Below are 17,022 nucleotides of genomic sequence, written 5' to 3' on the forward strand. Positions count from 1 at the left end.
CTACAAGGGTCAGCAAGAGAAAGGGAAGAATGATACTGATTGATTCAAAAAGCAAAAGCAGTATATAAGTTTCGTGGATTCTAGTTTAATAGAATATTTGAAAGGGATTTAAGACAAAATCTTTAAAAACAAGTCATTTTTAAATAAAATTAAGCTGGGATGTGTCTTAACGGCTAGCCTCTTTTCAGAAAGAATCATTCGATTACTTTTCATAAAAACCTTGAATTTATTAGAAATATTTATCAAACCATAGGCAAATTCTTTGCAAAGTTAGAATGATTTTCTTAAAATGGGAAAGTATTAAAGGACTGGAGGAATTTAAAATGACAAAAATGAAAGCAGCAAGATGGTATGCCGCTAAAGACATTCGAGTTGAAGAAATTGAGGTACCAGAAGTTGGTGCTGGACAAATTAAAGTGGCAATTAAATATACAGGGATCTGTGGATCTGACTTGCATGAATATTTAGCAGGCCCAATCTTTATCCCAGCTAATGAGAAGCATCCAATTTCTGGTGTGCAAGCACCTTTAACCATGGGCCATGAATTCTGTGGCGAAGTTGTTGAAATTGGAGAAGGTGTCGAGAATGTAAAGGTGGGCGACCGAGTAGCAATTGAACCCATCATTGCAGAACACGGCTTAATTGGAGATTATAATTTAGACCCTAACTTGAACTTTGTGGGCTTAGCGGCCAATGGTGGCTTTGCAGAGTTCTGTGTTGTTGATGGAGAATTAGCCCATATCATTCCAGATAGCTTGAGCTATGAGCAAGCAGCCTTAACTGAACCGTCAGCGGTTGCTCTTTATGCGGTCCGTCAATCCGCTCTAAAGGCCGGCGATACAGCGGCAGTCTTTGGATGTGGACCAATCGGCTTATTGGTCATTGAATCACTTAGAGCCGCTGGTGCTTCCAAGATCTATGCGGTTGAACTCTCAGAAGAACGTCAAGCCAAGGCTGAAGAACTGGGTGCTATTGTGGTCCGTCCAGAAGAAGGTGAGAGCACGGTGGAAGCGATCCAACGCTTAACAGATGGTGGAGTGGACGTCTCTTATGAAGTGACCGGTGTGCCCGTTGTCTTACAACAAGCCCTTCAATCCGTTCGTAAGGCTGGTGAATGTATGGTGGTCTCCATTTGGGAGAAGGAAGCAGCCATCGACCCGAATGAATTGGCAATTGGCGAGAAGGCCCTTAAGGGAATTATTGCTTACCGTCATATCTTCCCAAATGTGTTAGAATTGATGGAAAAAGGTTACTACTCTGCTGATAAGCTAGTGACCAAGAAGATTAAAGTGGATGATATCGTGGAAGAAGGATTCGAAGAATTAACTCGCGATAAATCTCAAGTTAAGATTTTGGTATCTCCTAAATAAGAAATTAGTAATGGATAAGACAGATAAAGCGGGCCTCATAGAAGGTCCGCTTCTTTTGATAGGCAATAAAAGGGCTAACTGGTATACTATTTCATATAAGAGTCTTTATAGATTCCAAAAAGAAGCATCGGAGGTTCATATGACAGCGATTTATACCAAAAATTATGAAGTGACTCCCGAACAGGCTGCCTCGGCAGTTGGGTCAGGAGACCTACCTGTTCTGGCCACACCGGCTTTGATTGCCTTGATGGAGAATGCTTGTTATACCTACAGCCAGGAAGTATTGATTGAAGACCCTCAGCAGACAAGTGTGGGGGCCAAGATCGAAGTGAACCACCTCTTAGCGAGTCCTATTAAAGGGACGGTTCAGGTGGTTATTGACCAGGTTCACCAAGAAGGGCGGCATATCCATTTTGAGATGACGGCTTATGTGCAGGATAAGAAAGTAGCGACCGGTTTACACGAACGGGTGATTATCGATCCAGACCGCCTCTTAGCTAAAGTGGACGCAAACTTTATTGATGAGGTCTAGTGGCTGAAATGGCTTGGTTGATGACATGTCTTTGTTTGGGAGGCGCTATTTACTGTTATCGGCAGGATCCTCGTACTATTTGGTTAGGGATTTATTTAGTCTTGGGGATTGTCTGCCTCGCCCTAGCGTTAAATTCATACTATCCCCTGGCTATCATGGTGGTTCCTTCACTCCTCATCGTGGCGATTCTTATCTATAATGTGTATGACTTACTAGTAAGACATCAGAAAAACCGAGTCAATATTGCCAGTTTACTTATTCTTTTGATTTTTATCATGATGGTTTATCTAAATGGCTACAAGGGGCAGGAAGGATCTGGACTGTTTTACGGGTTGATTTTGGCAGCGAGCTATTTCTTCTTATTATTTAATGCTTATCTTTTTACGGCGATTGCCGCTGTTTATCATCGAAAGCCTAAGAGGGTCGATGCGATTGTGGTCTTGGGAGCTGGCCTTCGTGGCCGACAAGTTCCCAGTGTCTTGGCCAGTCGAATTAAGCGGGGGATGCAAGTCCTCGATCAATTTCCGCAAGCCATTCTAATCATGTCTGGTGGCCAAGGGGAAGGGGAATCGGTCTCAGAGGCCCAGGCAATGAAGACCTTTGCGACCAATAAAGGAGCTGATCCAGAACGGATCTACCTAGAAGCCAAATCTACTTCCACCTATGAGAACCTAGCTTTTACCAAGCGAATGTTGAAGCCGGGTTCTAAGTTAGCGATTGTGACCAACCACTACCATCTCTTGAGGGCCCTGTTAATTGCACGAGAGCTTGGGATTGAATGTGTGGGTTATGGCGCTCGGACCGCTTTTTTCTTTTCCTTAAGAGCCTTTGTGCGCGAGTTTGCAGGTTATCTCTACCTAAGATGGCGGCTTCATCTGGGGGTGGTGGTCTTGCTAGTTGGACTAGGCTTGTTAGGAGTAAAATAATGGAAGATGAAGCTTTACAAATTGCTTCTCAACCCATATGATAAAAAGAGATGATAATGAGGAGGCATAACGATGGCAAAAGTATATACCCACTATGGCTTATGGTTGCAGGAAGAAGAGGAGAATCAAGTTCGGATTGGCTTGTCTTTATGGGGGCAAGATTCCGCTGGCGAGATCTCTTATTATGAATTACAAGAAGAAGGGGCCTTCAAGAAGGGCGATGCCCTCTTCTCAGTAGAAGGGTCTAAGGCGGTTACTGAACTGGAAGCACCTTTTGATGGTGAAATTGTTCAAGTCAATGAGGTCTTGAGCGCACATCCAGAAGATTTGAATGACAAGGATGAAGATAAGAACTGGTTCGTGCTTGTAACAACAGATCAATTCAAGGCAGAGGATTATTTAGTAGAAGACCAACCAATTGATTAAACTGATGCTAGTGGGAGTTCCACTAGCTTTTTTTGTGGTTGTTTCAATAAGCGCTGTATTTTTTGTAAGGAATCGATCATGCGACTCAATAAACTGAAGTTCATTCATATTCGATTTAAGATAAGCGGGTTGATTATTAACAAATCATTCTACCTTTTAATGTTCGATTGGGGGATACGTTTGGTGTTTCATATCTCCTTCAAAGGCTGAGTAACATTGACTTTAGGCGTTTTCTTTGCTATATTGGCTGAAGAGATTATTAAGGAATTCAGGTGTTGAGAATGAAAAAAGATCACGGCTCTCTATATGGAATTGGAATTGCCATTGGTTTCGTCTTTATCGTGATGATGGTCACCATGGTGAGCCAGTTTTTCACAACCAGTAATGAAGGGGTCCCCCATACACATGCTCAGGACCAAGAAGGGGGAATGGTCTATGAAGTCTTTTCTCTTTATCAGCAAGATCCAATTTCAGTTGATGGCCGGGTTGACTTGATTAATGACAACTCCTATTATTACGACCCAGAAAAAGGAGAAGTGGAGCAAATTGCGGTCCAAGATGGCCAGATGGTTAAGAAGGGGGACCTGCTCTTTAAGTATCTCCAAAAGGGCGACCTACAAGAAGAGATCGAAGATACTCTCCGTGAGCAGACACGGTTATATAATCAACGGGTTTCGCTGATTGATCAATTATCAAAACAGACCGGCCTGCTTTATAACTACCAAGGAGACACCCTAGCAGGTTATTGGGCGCAAGATGGAAACTACTATTATTATGTCAGCGAAGTTATCGGTAAGTCGGGTTTGCCCCTTGTTTCAGACAACCCAGTTGATGAAGCAACTTTTCAAGAGAATGTCCAAGGGCAAACAGAAGGGGCTGATTCGAGTGAAGGTCTTAAGGATGAGATCCGACAAGTCAACCAGCAAATTGAAGAAATTGAGATTAAGCTCTTACGACTTTATAATAAGCAACACGGTGAAGTGAGAGCCGACTATGACGGGAAGGTTATCTTAAATCCTGAAGGGAAGGACCGAACGCATGTACCGCTTGTTCGCATCATTTCCCAAGGGGTACAAGTTAAAGGGTCCGTATCGGAATATGAATTCTACTTATTAGCCAAAGATCTCCCTGTACAAGTCTATGTGAATGCGGAAGATCGGTATGTGGAAGGGACGATTGTTCGCTATGATGAGATTCCACCAGCTAGTCCTGTGAGTGATAAATCGGATAGTCCAGAACCGATTGATCCGGGTCCTGGAGGCATGAACACTGGGACACAATTTGGTTTTGTGGTGTCACCAGATGACTTTATCCAACCTGGTTTTACAGTCAAGATTCAAATGGCTCCATCCGGGATTGTTGTCCCCCAAGAAGCCATCTTGGATGAGGGAGACCAGCAATTCGTCTTTCGCTATGTTGATGGCAAGGCCGTTAAGACCCCTGTCAAGATTCAACAGCAAGGCTTACAGAAAGTTGTCAAACATGGCTTATCAGTTGAGGATCAATTGTTGCTTTATCCTTTTGATTTGAAAGATGGGCAAGTGGTTGAAGTCATGGATCCGGCTGGAATGGATGCCATGGGGGATGACATGATGGAAGAAGGACTAGAATAGGGTGCCAGTATGGAATTAAACACAAGACGACCCTTGATCCAAGTAAGACACTTAGCCAAGTCCTTCCGAAATGGAGACCAGGTCTTGCAAGTGCTCAAAGATATTTCGCTTGATATTTATGAGGGAGATTTTATTTCAGTAATGGGACCATCTGGTTCCGGTAAGTCTACCTTCATTAATGTTTTGGGCTTTCTTGATAATCATTTTCAAGGCGAGTATTTATTTCAAGGGAAGACCGTTTCAGAACGATCAGACCGCCAGATCGCACAATTACGCAACGAGAGCGTCGGTTTTGTTTTTCAAAGCTTTAACTTGATCGCAAATATGTCCGTTCTGCAGAATGTCCGTCTCCCTCTGCTCTATGCGGGTATGTCATCAAGCAAAGCCCATCAGGAAGTCTTACGGGTTCTGGTAAAGGTCGGTTTGAAAGACAAAGTAAATGCGAAACCACATGAATTGTCGGGGGGGCAAAGACAGCGGGTGGCGATCGCGCGAGCTTTAGTCAATCATCCTAAATTTATTATTGCAGATGAGCCAACCGGAGCCTTAGATACCAAGACTTCTGCCAGCATCATGGACATCCTGGCCAACTTACACCGGGAGGACGGGGTGACCATAGTCATGGTCACGCATGATCCGAGTCTCCAACGGTACGCGACTCGACATGTGGTCATGATGGACGGGGCCATTCATGAAGTAGCCCAGCATGAGGCTGAAAAGCTCATCCAATCATTTAATTTGGAAAGTGAGGCAGTGGATGATGAGGATCAGTGAGATACTTAAGGCCTCTTTGGCGACCCTTCGGATGAATGGTCGCCGGACCTTTTTGACCATGATCGGAATTATTATTGGAATTGCGGCCGTCATTACGATCCTCAGCTTAGGTAAGGGGTTTGAAAAGCAGACTCTGGATTCGTTGGCTAAGGATGAAAAGGGAAGACGGAGCCAGATTTTTTATTATAATATCAGTGATTTCGACCAGGATCCTTCTCAGCTGGATCCCTTCTCCAGTCAAAATGTTGACTATATTTCCAGTTTACCAGGAGTGGATGAAGTGAGTCTATCGGGCGAACAAGTCACTGAGGAATATATGGGTATTCGCTACCGCCAGCTAGAAGAATATTATACCGTCGCGATTTCCGAGAGCACTCAATATCGGCTATTAGCCGGCCGTAATTTGAATTTAGCGGATTCAAATGCCAAGATGCCCTATGCGATGATTGATGAGATGACGGCGATGACCTTCTTTGGTCAAGCAGACCAGGCTTTACATAAGGTGCTGACCATTGATAGTCATGACTATACCATCGTTGGGGTCTTTATCCCAGATATAAACCCGGACCAAAACCTGGACCCTATGGTGGATAATGGGATGATGAATATGAATCAACTGGCGATTCCAACTGGAACTTATCGGCGGTTCTCTCTTCAATCGAGCTATAATTATAGTATGAAGGTCTTCTACCAGGATGCTGCTGATATGAAGGGGCTGAACCAAGAGATTAATCAGTACCTCCAGGATAATGGCCATGAGCGAGAGAACGGAACTTATGAGTATTATGATATGACGGAGACGATGGATGAGATTGGTAACCAGTTGAAGATGATCACGCTCTTTATTACTGCGATCGCGGCGATTTCCTTATTTATTGCAGGTGTCGGTGTGATGAATATGATGTATATTTCAGTCGCTGAGCGCACCAAGGAAATTGGGATCAGGCGGTCCATTGGAGCGACCAAGCAGTCCATCCAGTGGCAATTCTTGTTAGAAGGGATTGCGATTACGACCCTTGGAGGGTTGATTGGCTATGTTTTAGGATTTACTATCGCCAAAATCATTGGGAATTTTATCAGCTTCCAGGCAGTCTTTGATATTCCGACCGCTCTTTTGACTGTGGTGATTTCGGTTCTAATTGGGATCCTATCCAGTGTCTTTCCAGCTCGCCAAGCCTCACGTAAGAATGTCATTGAAATTCTAAGATAAGCTAAAGAACCCCTTGCTCGATTGGGATGGGCCTTCTGCAAGCAAAGACTATGTGAGTCAAGTTTGCTGAGAAGGGACCACCATGAGCAAGGGGTTATTGATTTGTGAGGATAGATTGACTTCAACTAATAGACCGATTCGTCGTTGAACCACTGTTGGACCTTATTGAGTAAGGCCTCGTTGTTTTGTTTAACGAGTAGAGGGGAGACCGTGATGCTTCCCTTACGCAAACGGTCGATATCCGTACCTTCCTTGACAGAGACGGTCCGATAATGACTGGATAAATAATAGACCTTCTGTCCATCATAATCCAAGTCTTCGTGGTAGGAGAACTTGCGGGCATCGAGTTCGATTGGAAGGACTTCGACTGGAACTGGAGTCTCCTGCCTAGTAGGCTTGTAGGCCGGGAAGTTTAGATTGATTAAGGTATTATCGGGGAAGACTTTGGCCAATAAAACTTTGAGAACGCGCTTGAGATCGGGAATAATTTCTTGGTAAGCGAGTGAGCCGTCTGGCTGGCGCTCTAAAGAGGTGGCGATAGCAGGGACACCATGTAAGACTGCCTGGCGAGCGGCTGCTACAGTACCTGAGTAATAGATATCTTGCCCAGCGTTCACACCTGCATTAATACCCGTCACGACAAAGTCAGGCTTCTGTTCTTGATAGAAGACATCCATGGCAATATTAACGGTATCCGCGGGCGATCCGTTGACCGTGTAGACTTGGATTCTGTCGGTTGACCGATCTTCTAAATGGGTCAGTGTTAAGGGACGGCGGGTGGTAATAGCATGGCTAAAACCTGATTTTTCACTGTCTGGACAGACGATGCGGACATGACCGAAGAGGCTGAGGGTTGAAGCCAATACATGAATTCCTTGACAGTCGATCCCATCATCATTCGTAACCAAAAAATTTAACATAAGTTCTAGGCTCCTTTTTAATGTTAACTAGAGTATAACAGACCCATGTAAAGATTGTGTAAAGATTCTAGGTTTGACTAAGTGGCTTAACAGCAGTCGCAAGGTCAGAGTGACGGCTGGCTAGAGCAAGCTAGCTTCCCCAGTTATAAAGAACTCGGTTGAAATTTAGATTGAGGAGGTCTTCTCGCCTGATCATAAATTGACCTATCCCATCGTCTGGCCAGTGGATAGGACCTTGGGAATCTAATTGGAGAAGAACAGTATCAAATCCTTGCCAGTCTCTTATTTGCCAGCGGGGGTCTTGATCGTTGAAGGCGGGATAACCACCTATCATGCTGCCATAAGGGTCCCATTGTTCAAAGACCTCATCTTTGAATCCTTCTTGTTCAAGGCTTGAGAGGGGGGCGAGAAAGGCTTGGACGTCTTGGTGAGATCCATAAATATTCCAAAGAGGGGGAATGATTGTTTTTTCAAAGTCGATCGCATAAGCTTGATCGATCGCCAGGGGAAAGGATGGCTTAATCTCCTGGTTATTTAAGGCCATTAAGGACTGGATCTTAGCAGGAGTTAAGGACTGGTGGATCTCAGGATAATGGAGGATGCGCCAGTCCTTCTGGTCAGTGGATCCGATTTGGGGTCCTCGACCGAAATAGGGGTCTGTTTGGCTGATCCAAAATTGGATCAGCCCTTTTTGGGGAAAGCCTTTAAGCGCGTGACCAGCCATCTGCTCATAATTAATTTGAGCGAGCAGCCGCATGGGGTAACCTTCAAGGTCACGTGGCAGGGCCTCTTCTTCTTCCAAATAAGGGATGCCACCCAGCTTGCTTTGGGTCAAGTTGGACTCATCTAATGGACTTAGGGTGAGATCTAGCCGCGGATGATTAAACTGTTGGCGGAATAGCTGGACTAAGTTGGGATAGTTTGGCATGGTTCGTCTCCTTGATCTTCGATGGCTTCATTATAGAGGGCGATTGTATGAAGTACAAGGTAGATGACCTGAACCTTCAATCCTCTGGTTTCAGTAAAAATCTGTTTATAGTCTACATTTGCAGGTTAAAGACTGGCCCTTAAAGAATAATTTCATGAGAATTATTAGGCTTTGGTCAAAGGCTTGCCTAATTAGAAGGTAAAGCGTTATCATACTGTTAAGACAAGTAATGCGAGAGGAGTTTAACCATGATTCATTTTGATATTCCAGGTCGTGAGCAAGTCGAACTTGCTTATTTAGTTTTGGATTTCAATGGGACTTTAGCGTTTGATGGGCAGTTTATTGCGGGTGTGCCAGAATTACTCACTCAATTGGCTGAACAATTAAAGATCTATATCTGCACGGCGGATACTTACCAGACTGTCCAAAATCAGTGCCATTCTCTGCCGGTTGAGGTCAAGACGTTTCCTCAAGGGCAAGCAGCAGCAGCTAAGTTAGAGATCGTTGAGCAGCTAGGGGCAGACCAGTGTGTAGCCATCGGTAATGGTTATAACGATCTACTAATGATTAAACAAGCTGCCTTATCGGTAGCGGTGATCGAGGGAGAAGGCACTTATGGACAATGTCTCTACCACAGTGATATTGTCTGTCGATCAATTGGGGAAGCCTTGGATCTCTTAAATCATCCTCAGCGGATCAAAGCGACTCTACGCCATTAATTCAAGATGGAGATTGATAAATGATGAAATCATGGGAACAATTTCGGTATGCCCTTCAAATCGATTTGCCCATTGCTTTGACTTATATTGCCTTGGCGATGGGGTTTGGGGTTATGATGACGGCTAATGGCTATAATTGGGTCTGGGCTGGGGCTTTAAGTCTTTTTGTTTATTCCGGCTCTATTCAATTTATGGCTCCAATTATGTTAGCGAGTGGGGCTGATTTATTGGGGACTGCTATTTTGACACTAATGGTGAATTTCCGTCTGCTTTTCTATGGTATCAGCCAGTTACAGCGTTATCGTGGAATCCAATGGTTCAAGAAGCTGTACCTCATCTTTGCTCTAACAGACGAGACTTTCTCATTAGTGAGTCAAGATTATCTTCCTGTCGGAATTGATCAAGAGCGTTTCTACTTTAATGTGACGATTCTCAATCATTTTTTCTGGATTTCGGGTTCAATTTTGGGGGCTCTCGTTGGAGACTTGCTACCCTTTTCAACACAAGGCATCGAATTCTCCCTAACAGCTCTTTTTCTAGTGGTGGTGATCAACCAATGGGAAGCAACACAGAACCATCGGCCTGCCATCTATGGGCTCATTGGGGGAGTAGTGATGTTGGGGGTTCTAGGACCTGACCAATTTATTGTCCCTGCCATGTTAGCGGCGATTACCATGATTCTAGTGGAGCACCGCTTGAAGGGAGGGCGTCCCGATTATGTTTAATTGGTATAGTGTTGGTTTGATCGCGTTGATGGCCCTTGTTACCTTTATGATTCGACTCTTTCCCTTTATTGTCTTTAAGAAGCGGACGCCCTTGTGGGTGATTTATCTCGGACAAGTCTTTCCTTACTCGATTATGATCCTTCTATTCCTATACTGCTTGAAGGATGTCAACTGGCTATCCTCGAATGGAGTGGCTTCTCTTATTGCTTGCATGGCAGTTGTCTTAGTTCATAAGTGGCGGCACTCGACCATTCTATCGGTAGCAACCGGAACCGTGGTTTATATGGTGCTGGTACAGGGAGTTCTAGCTGGGTAAGGATGACCGTCGACTTGTCGATCCGCGCTAAGAAGCGTACACTATTATTGATTGCCACTAATTGAAAGAATAATAGAAAAGGATGATACCATGATTGATCAAGAACTCTTGCAGCAATTTGAAGCGAAATTTAATAAGCCTTGCCGTAATCGAGCAAGTCGTCATGCCATTGCGCGGGTGGGTTTACAGGAAGCGAGTCTGAATAATAATGCGATCCGTAAGCACCCCTTTGTCTTCTCGCACGAGACGCAGCATGGCAAAATTACTAACCAAAAGGCAACCGGACGGTGCTGGATGTTTGCAGCTCTTAACACGATGCGGGTTGGGACCATGGAGCAATTAAATCTTGAGACCTTCGAATATTCGCAAAATTATCCACTTTTCTGGGATAAGTTAGAACGGTCTAATTACGTATTAGATTCAATTATTGAAACAGCTGATCAACCGCTGAATTCGCGACTCGTTTGGCATTTGTTGCAACAACCCATCCAAGATGGAGGTCAGTGGGAGATGTTTGCGGGCATCCTCACAAAATATGGAGCTGTCCCAAAAGAAGTGATGCCTGAAACTTATCATTCATCGAATACGGCTGGCTTAAATTCACTTTTGACGAATAAGTTACGCGAATTTGCAGCCCGGCTGCGGCAGATGCATGAAGCAGGGGCCGATCGGTCGCAACTCCTAGCTAAGAAGGAAGAGCAGCTCTATTTTATCTACAGTGTTTTAGTCAAGGCCTTGGGGCAAGTGCCTACCGTTTTTGATTATGCTTATCGAGACAAAGATAACCAATATCACAAGTTATCTGGTATTACCCCGCAAGAATTCTTTAAGCAATATGGTGGGGTTCAGCTGGAAGAGATGGTCAGCTTAATCAATGCACCAACTCAAGATAAGCCTTTTGGCAAGCCCTATACGATTCAATATCTAGCTTCGATTGCTGAAGCCAAGCCAATCAAATATTTGAATGTCCCAATTGATGTAATGAAGCAAGCAGCAGTCGATGCCATTAAGAGTGGACAGCCGGTCTGGTTTGGTTGTGATGTTGGAAAGTTTTCAGAACGCAAGTATGGCATAATGGATGATGAGATGTATGCCTATGCAGACACCTTGGGGGAAAGCTTTACCTTGAGTAAGGCGGAAAGACTGGATTATAGTGCCAGCATGCTAACGCATGCCATGGTCTTTGTCGGAGTTGATCTGGATGATCAAGGACAACCCCTCACTTGGAAAGTTGAGAACAGTTGGGGCAAGACATCGGGCGATGAAGGGATCTATTCGATGTCTGACAAATGGTTCGAGGAATATACCTATCAGATCACTGTTCCCCGTCAATTTATCCCAAGTGAATGGTTGGAGGATTATGACCAAGAGGCCATCAAATTAGAACCATGGGATCCAATGGGGGCCCTCGCTTACTTAAATTAAAAAGAATCCATTATGACCTGGCCCCAAAAGTTAGACCAGAACATCTAACTTTTGGGGTCACTCTATTAGCCACCCTGGGGTGGCTATTTTTGTTTTCATAACAGGGTGAATTATTTTTTCAAGATTTTATCAGAAGAAAAATAATATTACTTAAATAAATTTATCATGAATTGGTAGCGGTTTAAATGGCGGTATTATCCAATAGATCTTTCTAGCCATTTCTTAAATTATTCTTTTTAAGAATAATATTTGAAATTTAGGCTTGATTTTTATGAAATCTATGATAAATTATTAAAAACAAATGAAATTAAAGAAAAGAAAATGAACGCTTTGCAACAACAAGTAAGATTTTCAACTTTATATCTCATTTTTTTATCATGCAAAGCAATCGATGAGATTCGCAGCGTATGGAATGTAAAAGGAGGAAATTGTGAATGAAGCATACATTAAAAAAAGCTTTTGTTAGTTTTGCGGCTGTCTTGGCCTTAGGGTCAGTGGTTGCTCCCCTTGCTGCAAGTGCGCAAGAAGAAGGGGAACTTGGAACTGAATTTAAAGCAACTTATTTATCAGACCCATCGACCTTGGATTATATCTTTACCCAGCGTCAAACAAACTCAATGCACGCAGTCAACTTTGTTGAGGGTCTGTATGAGAATGACCAATATGGTAATTATATTCCAGCAGCTGCTGAATCGCATGAAGTTTCTGAAGACGGCTTGACCTATACTTATAAGATCCGTCCAGGAATCAAATGGGTCGATATGAACGGAAATGAATATGCTGAGACGACGGCCCATGACTGGGTGGCAGGCTTGAAGCATGCTGTCGATGTTCAATCAGAATTATTACCGATTGTGGCAGATTCCATTGCCGGCTTGGCAGATTATATTAATGGGGATATTACAGACTTCGAGGAAGTTGGGGTTAAAGCCTTAGACGATTATACCCTCCAATATACTTTGACAAGACCAGAGCCTTACTTCAATTCAAAAACAACCTACGGTATTCTATACCCTGTGAACCAAGAATTCTTAGATGCAGTCGGTGAAGACTTTGGTTCCCTGTCTCCTGACTCCATTCTATATAATGGGCCATTTATCTTAACGAATCTGACAGCTAAGTCACAGATTGAGTATATTAAGAACGAGGCTTATTGGGATAAGGATAATGTTCATTTAGACCTAGTTCAATATACCTATAACGATGGTTCAGACCCCGAAGTGTATTACCGACTTTTCCGCGATGGTGCCGTTTCTTCTTTCCGTGTCGATCCGACCCTGCCTATCTATGGGGACGTTCAAAAAGAATATGAAGGTTACATTACCCAACAACAACGTACAGGAACGGCCTTCATGGTTCAATTCAACCTTAACCGGATTAAGCACGAAGCAACTGGCAAGGAAAGCAATAAACAACATGAAGATACGCGCCAAGCTTTGCTAAACAAGAAGTTCCGTCAAGCAATCATGTTTGGTTTTAACCGCCATACCTACCTGTCTCAACGCTATGGTGAAGAGTTTGCCGAAGCGGATATGCGAAATACTTTAGTTCCACCTGAGTTCGTCAATATAGGGGACCAGACTTTTGGTGAAGTGGTGGCTGAAGAGTTAGAAGCACTCAACTCAGATTTATATGCTGGTGTTGATTTAAGTGATGGACAAGATGCCTTCTATGACCCCGAAAAGGCGAGTGCACTATTCGCTGAAGCCAAGGAAGAATTAGAAGGGGAAGGGGTTGAATTCCCAATCCAAATTGATTTCCCTGTTCTAGAATCCGTTCCATTAGACGTCAATAATGCTAAGTCCTTCAAATCTTCAATTGAAGATGCCTTAGGTGCAGAGAATGTGCAGGTGAATATTGTCCTACTGGCACAAGATCCTTATTACGCTGCAACCTACTACGCAACCGTCGCTTCAGAAGTTGATTACGATATCACGTCTGCATCAGGATGGTCGCCAGATTATCTTGACCCATCTTCTTATCTTGATATCTATGGTCCAGTTGACGGATCCTTTATCGTGAATATTGGCTTCGATCCCATTCTTAAAGAAGGAGCAGAAGATCCCTATGCTGAAGCCAGAGAAGCAACGGGACTTTATGAGTATCAGAAGTTAATTGATGAAGCTGCAAGTATTACGGATGATCTCGATGCACGTTTTGCAGCCTATGCCAAGGCGCAAGCTTATCTAACTGATGAAGCCATTTCTTTACCAGTGTATACTGGTGGCTCTAGCTTACGTGTTACGAAAGTTGTCCCATTCTCTGGACCTTATGCTTACGCAGGATCTAGTAGCGATAAGTTCAAATACGTGAAAGTCCAACAAGAACCAGTTTCTTATGAACAGTGGGAAGCGGCTTATGAGGATTGGGCAGCTAATAAGATCAGCGGGTCAAGCATCTCTTCGAACGCGAACGATGGTGAAGAGGATAGTGAAGAAACGTCTGAAGAATCAGTCAATGAAGATGAGAGCAGTGAAGAAGCTGCTGAATAATCAAGTTTAAGGGCCGTTCTAGAAACGGCTCTTTTTTTGTGCCCACTAATAATGATAAAATAATGAAAAGAAAATATGAAAGCGTATTATAAAGCGCTTTTAATTGGTGAACACTGCATTTAAAAATGAAAAAATATTAAAATGGATATAAAAAGAGATAAGAAAATAAAAAATGAAATAATTGAAAAAACAATCAAAAAACCTGTTTTATAGCGAACTAGGAAATCGATTCGAAATAAAAAATGATAAAAACACCCTATAAAATGAGCAAAATATTAATTATTATTAAAATTTACAGAAAAATGAGTAAGATCCTCATAATGAGTTGACAGCGTTTTCATTATTTGCTATTATGTATCCATAATCAATGCTGAAAGTGAGGGAAAAGAAAACCAGCAATTTTAGCAATGTTGGACGTCGCAGTGTTTTATTAAAGGAGGAAATTTAAGAATGAAGAAAAGCTTGAAAAAAACCTTACTTGGTTTTGTGGCTGCTTTAACTTTGAGCTCAGTTGTAGCACCTATCGCGAGCTATGCTCAAGAAGAAGGGGATTTGGTTCCAGAGTATAAGATGACTTATCTTACTGACCCTACTTCTCTAGACTACACTTTCTCGATGCGTGACATCAATACCAACCATACTGTGAACTTTATCGATGGTCTTTATGAGAATGACCAATATGGTAACTACATTCCAGCGGTTGCGGAATCTCACGAAGTATCTGAAGATGGCCTCACTTATACCTACAAGATTCGCCCAGGCGTAATGTGGGTGGATATGAACGGAAACGAATATGCTGAAACCACAGCACATGACTTCGTTACTGGTCTAAAGCATGCGGTCGAAGCTCAATCTGAAATGTTACCAATCGTTTCTTCATCAATTAAAGGATTACAAGATTATATCGATGGTAAGATTTCGGACTTTGAAGAAGTAGGTGTTAAGGCAATCGATGATTATACTCTTGAATATACATTGAATAAGCCAGAGCCATACTTTAACTCTAAGACTACCTACGGAATTCTTTATCCAATTAATCAAGAGTTCTTAGATTCAGTTGGAGAAGACTTTGGTTCTCTATCGCCAGATTCCATTCTTTATAACGGAGCTTTCCTATTATCTAACTTAACAGCGAAATCTCAAATTGAATACGTTAAGAATGAAATGTATTGGGATGCGGAGAATGTCTTCTTAGATCTTGTTCAATTCACTTATAATGACGGATCTGACCCAGAAGTCTTCTACCGTCTCTTCAAGGAAAATGCGGTTTCTGCCTTTGGAGTGAACCCAACCCTACCTATTTATGATGATGTGAAGCAAGAGTTTGATGGGTTCATTACTCAAGCTCAACGGACTGGGTCATCATTCCTTCTCCAATTCAACCTTAACCGGATTAAACATGAAGCAACAGGTAAGAGCGATGAAGCACAACACGAAGCAACTCATAAAGCTTTACTTAACAAGAAATTCCGTCAAGCTTTAATGTTTGGTTTTGACCGTCACACTTACATGACTCAAATCTTTGGTGAAGAATTTGCCGATAATGATATCCGGAATACTCTTGTGTCACCTGAATTCGTTAACGTTGGCGAAGAAACATTTGGTCAAGCAGTCACTCGTCACTTACAAGAAATGGATCCTGAGCTCTATGGTGATATTGACTTAAGCGATGGTCAAGACGGCTTCTATAACCCAGAAAAAGCTGCTAAATTAATGGAAGAAGCTAAGGCTGAGTTAGAAGCTGAAGGGGTTGAATTCCCAATTCAATTGGATATGCCTGTATTAGAAAGTGTACCAAACTCTGTTAACCTTTCTAAATCATTAAAGGCAACCGTTGAAGATGCAATTGGTAGCGACAATGTGGTTGTGAACCCTGTTCTACTTAACCAAGATGCTTATTTAGCTGCAACCTTTAACGCAACTGTTGCATCTGAAGTGGACTATGACATGACCAATGAATCTGGTTGGATTCCTGACTACTTAGACCCATCTACCTTCTTGGACATTTACCTACCAACTAATGGTACTTTCCTTGTTCCAATTGGATTTGACCCAATTGTAAGAGAAGGACAAGAAGATCCTTATGCCGAAGCACGTGAAGCATCTGGCTTATTCGAGTATGCTGAACTGGTTAAGGCTGCAAATGACATTACCGATGATTTAGATGCACGTTACGATGCTTATGCGAAAGCTCAAGCTTGGTTGACGGACTCTGCGATTATCATCCCAATCCGTACAGGTGGTTCAGGCTTACGTGTAACAAAAGTTGTTCCATTCTCTGGACCATATGCATACGCGGGTACCGGTAGTCAAAAATTCAAATTCTTCAAGGTTCAATCTGAGCCTGTTTCATATGAGCAATGGGAAGCTGCCTATGAAAACTGGCATGCAAACAAGGTTGACGGTTCAAGCATCTCTTCACAAAAAGCGGAAGATTCAGAAGAATCTGAATCAGCTGAAGAGATGGAATCTGAAGAAATGGAAGCTGAAGAAACAAAAGAAGAAGCAGCAGAAGAAACAGAAGAAACAGAAGAAGAAGCAGCAGAAGAAACAGAAGAAGCTGCAGAATAATTAAAAATAGATAACTTTGGTTAGGACCACCAGTGTAAGCACTGGTGGTTTTTATTTGTTAGTAGAATGTGCAGA

Annotated in this window: 15 protein-coding genes; 13 read left to right on the top strand and 2 right to left on the bottom strand. The window is 42.9% G+C overall.

Annotated features, from left to right (window positions below; genetic code table 11):
• Positions 1–323 precede the first annotated feature (323 nt).
• From HMPREF9708_RS06085 to HMPREF9708_RS06115, 7 genes are all read left to right on the top strand, one after another.
• Positions 324–1,370 carry a 2,3-butanediol dehydrogenase gene (locus HMPREF9708_RS06085; protein WP_006309365.1) on the top strand — a complete coding sequence of 349 codons (1,047 nt, stop codon included), beginning with the start codon at positions 324–326 and terminating at the stop codon, positions 1,368–1,370.
• Between the two features lie 139 nt (positions 1,371–1,509).
• Positions 1,510–1,902 (top strand): thioesterase family protein, encoded by a 393-nt coding sequence (locus HMPREF9708_RS06090; protein WP_006309367.1) that lies wholly within the window; start codon positions 1,510–1,512, stop codon positions 1,900–1,902.
• A 20-nt stretch (positions 1,903–1,922) separates the two neighbouring features.
• Entirely contained in the window at positions 1,923–2,828 is a 906-nt protein-coding gene (locus HMPREF9708_RS07940) for a YdcF family protein (protein ID WP_198004239.1), read from the top strand.
• A 72-nt stretch (positions 2,829–2,900) separates the two neighbouring features.
• Complete coding sequence (locus tag HMPREF9708_RS06100; protein ID WP_006309383.1) at positions 2,901–3,254, top strand: glycine cleavage system protein H; 354 nt, start codon at positions 2,901–2,903, stop codon at positions 3,252–3,254.
• Positions 3,255–3,535: 281 nt separating this feature from the next.
• Positions 3,536–4,867 (top strand): efflux RND transporter periplasmic adaptor subunit, encoded by a 1,332-nt coding sequence (locus HMPREF9708_RS06105; RefSeq protein ID WP_040447814.1) that lies wholly within the window; start codon positions 3,536–3,538, stop codon positions 4,865–4,867.
• Between the two features lie 9 nt (positions 4,868–4,876).
• A complete protein-coding gene (locus HMPREF9708_RS06110) occupies positions 4,877–5,641 on the top strand; it encodes an ABC transporter ATP-binding protein (RefSeq protein ID WP_006309385.1) in 765 nt (254 codons plus the stop codon).
• Positions 5,625–6,851, top strand: a complete 1,227-nt coding sequence (locus HMPREF9708_RS06115) for an ABC transporter permease (RefSeq protein WP_232215550.1) — start codon at positions 5,625–5,627, stop codon at positions 6,849–6,851. The genes HMPREF9708_RS06110 and HMPREF9708_RS06115 overlap by 17 nt, the downstream gene beginning before the upstream one ends.
• A 125-nt stretch (positions 6,852–6,976) precedes the next feature.
• Here HMPREF9708_RS06115 and surE read toward each other — a convergent pair whose 3' ends face one another.
• Positions 6,977–7,771, bottom strand: a complete 795-nt coding sequence (gene surE / locus HMPREF9708_RS06120; RefSeq protein ID WP_006309387.1) for a 5'/3'-nucleotidase SurE — start codon at positions 7,769–7,771, stop codon at positions 6,977–6,979.
• A 130-nt stretch (positions 7,772–7,901) separates the two neighbouring features.
• Entirely contained in the window at positions 7,902–8,699 is a 798-nt protein-coding gene (locus tag HMPREF9708_RS06125; RefSeq protein WP_006309388.1) for a YwqG family protein, read from the bottom strand.
• A 248-nt stretch (positions 8,700–8,947) separates the two neighbouring features.
• Between HMPREF9708_RS06125 and HMPREF9708_RS06130 the strand changes: the two genes are divergently transcribed.
• The 6 genes from HMPREF9708_RS06130 (at position 8,948) to HMPREF9708_RS06160 (ending at position 16,947) form a co-directional block, all read left to right on the top strand.
• Positions 8,948–9,418, top strand: coding sequence for an HAD family hydrolase (locus HMPREF9708_RS06130; RefSeq protein ID WP_006309389.1), 471 nt, complete (start codon positions 8,948–8,950; stop codon positions 9,416–9,418).
• Positions 9,419–9,438: 20 nt separating this feature from the next.
• Entirely contained in the window at positions 9,439–10,143 is a 705-nt protein-coding gene (locus HMPREF9708_RS06135; RefSeq protein ID WP_006309390.1) for an AzlC family ABC transporter permease, read from the top strand.
• Positions 10,136–10,459, top strand: a complete 324-nt coding sequence (locus HMPREF9708_RS06140; protein WP_006309391.1) for a branched-chain amino acid transporter permease — start codon at positions 10,136–10,138, stop codon at positions 10,457–10,459. Before HMPREF9708_RS06135 ends, HMPREF9708_RS06140 begins: the two co-directional genes overlap by 8 nt.
• 90 nt (positions 10,460–10,549) lie before the next feature.
• Entirely contained in the window at positions 10,550–11,884 is a 1,335-nt protein-coding gene (locus HMPREF9708_RS06145; protein WP_006309392.1) for a C1 family peptidase, read from the top strand.
• Between the two features lie 434 nt (positions 11,885–12,318).
• Positions 12,319–14,376: a peptide ABC transporter substrate-binding protein gene (locus tag HMPREF9708_RS06155; RefSeq protein WP_006309393.1), complete on the top strand. Its 2,058-nt coding sequence runs from the start codon at positions 12,319–12,321 to the stop codon at positions 14,374–14,376.
• 450 nt (positions 14,377–14,826) lie between these two features.
• A complete protein-coding gene (locus tag HMPREF9708_RS06160) occupies positions 14,827–16,947 on the top strand; it encodes a peptide ABC transporter substrate-binding protein (protein ID WP_006309394.1) in 2,121 nt (706 codons plus the stop codon).
• The last annotated feature ends 75 nt before the right edge of the window (positions 16,948–17,022 follow it).

Source organism: Facklamia languida CCUG 37842, assembly GCF_000245795.1.
Classification (GTDB): Bacteria; Bacillota; Bacilli; order Lactobacillales; family Aerococcaceae; genus Facklamia; species Facklamia languida.

Excerpts from the sequence above, each read along its gene's own strand:
- HMPREF9708_RS06155 (WP_006309393.1), top strand. The coding sequence starts at position 12,319 with ATGAAGCATACATTAAAAAAAGCTTTTGTTAGTTTTGCGGCTGTCTTG.
- HMPREF9708_RS06100 (WP_006309383.1), top strand. The coding sequence starts at position 2,901 with ATGGCAAAAGTATATACCCACTATGGCTTATGGTTGCAGGAAGAAGAG.
- HMPREF9708_RS06140 (WP_006309391.1), top strand. The coding sequence starts at position 10,136 with ATGTTTAATTGGTATAGTGTTGGTTTGATCGCGTTGATGGCCCTTGTT.
- HMPREF9708_RS06085 (WP_006309365.1), top strand. The coding sequence starts at position 324 with ATGACAAAAATGAAAGCAGCAAGATGGTATGCCGCTAAAGACATTCGA.
- HMPREF9708_RS06130 (WP_006309389.1), top strand. The coding sequence starts at position 8,948 with ATGATTCATTTTGATATTCCAGGTCGTGAGCAAGTCGAACTTGCTTAT.
- HMPREF9708_RS07940 (WP_198004239.1), top strand. The coding sequence starts at position 1,923 with ATGACATGTCTTTGTTTGGGAGGCGCTATTTACTGTTATCGGCAGGAT.
- HMPREF9708_RS06160 (WP_006309394.1), top strand. The coding sequence starts at position 14,827 with ATGAAGAAAAGCTTGAAAAAAACCTTACTTGGTTTTGTGGCTGCTTTA.
- HMPREF9708_RS06145 (WP_006309392.1), top strand. The coding sequence starts at position 10,550 with ATGATTGATCAAGAACTCTTGCAGCAATTTGAAGCGAAATTTAATAAG.
- HMPREF9708_RS06105 (WP_040447814.1), top strand. The coding sequence starts at position 3,536 with ATGAAAAAAGATCACGGCTCTCTATATGGAATTGGAATTGCCATTGGT.
- HMPREF9708_RS06090 (WP_006309367.1), top strand. The coding sequence starts at position 1,510 with ATGACAGCGATTTATACCAAAAATTATGAAGTGACTCCCGAACAGGCT.
- HMPREF9708_RS06135 (WP_006309390.1), top strand. The coding sequence starts at position 9,439 with ATGATGAAATCATGGGAACAATTTCGGTATGCCCTTCAAATCGATTTG.
- HMPREF9708_RS06110 (WP_006309385.1), top strand. The coding sequence starts at position 4,877 with ATGGAATTAAACACAAGACGACCCTTGATCCAAGTAAGACACTTAGCC.
- surE (WP_006309387.1), bottom strand. The coding sequence starts at position 7,771 with ATGTTAAATTTTTTGGTTACGAATGATGATGGGATCGACTGTCAAGGA.
- HMPREF9708_RS06125 (WP_006309388.1), bottom strand. The coding sequence starts at position 8,699 with ATGCCAAACTATCCCAACTTAGTCCAGCTATTCCGCCAACAGTTTAAT.
- HMPREF9708_RS06115 (WP_232215550.1), top strand. The coding sequence starts at position 5,625 with ATGATGAGGATCAGTGAGATACTTAAGGCCTCTTTGGCGACCCTTCGG.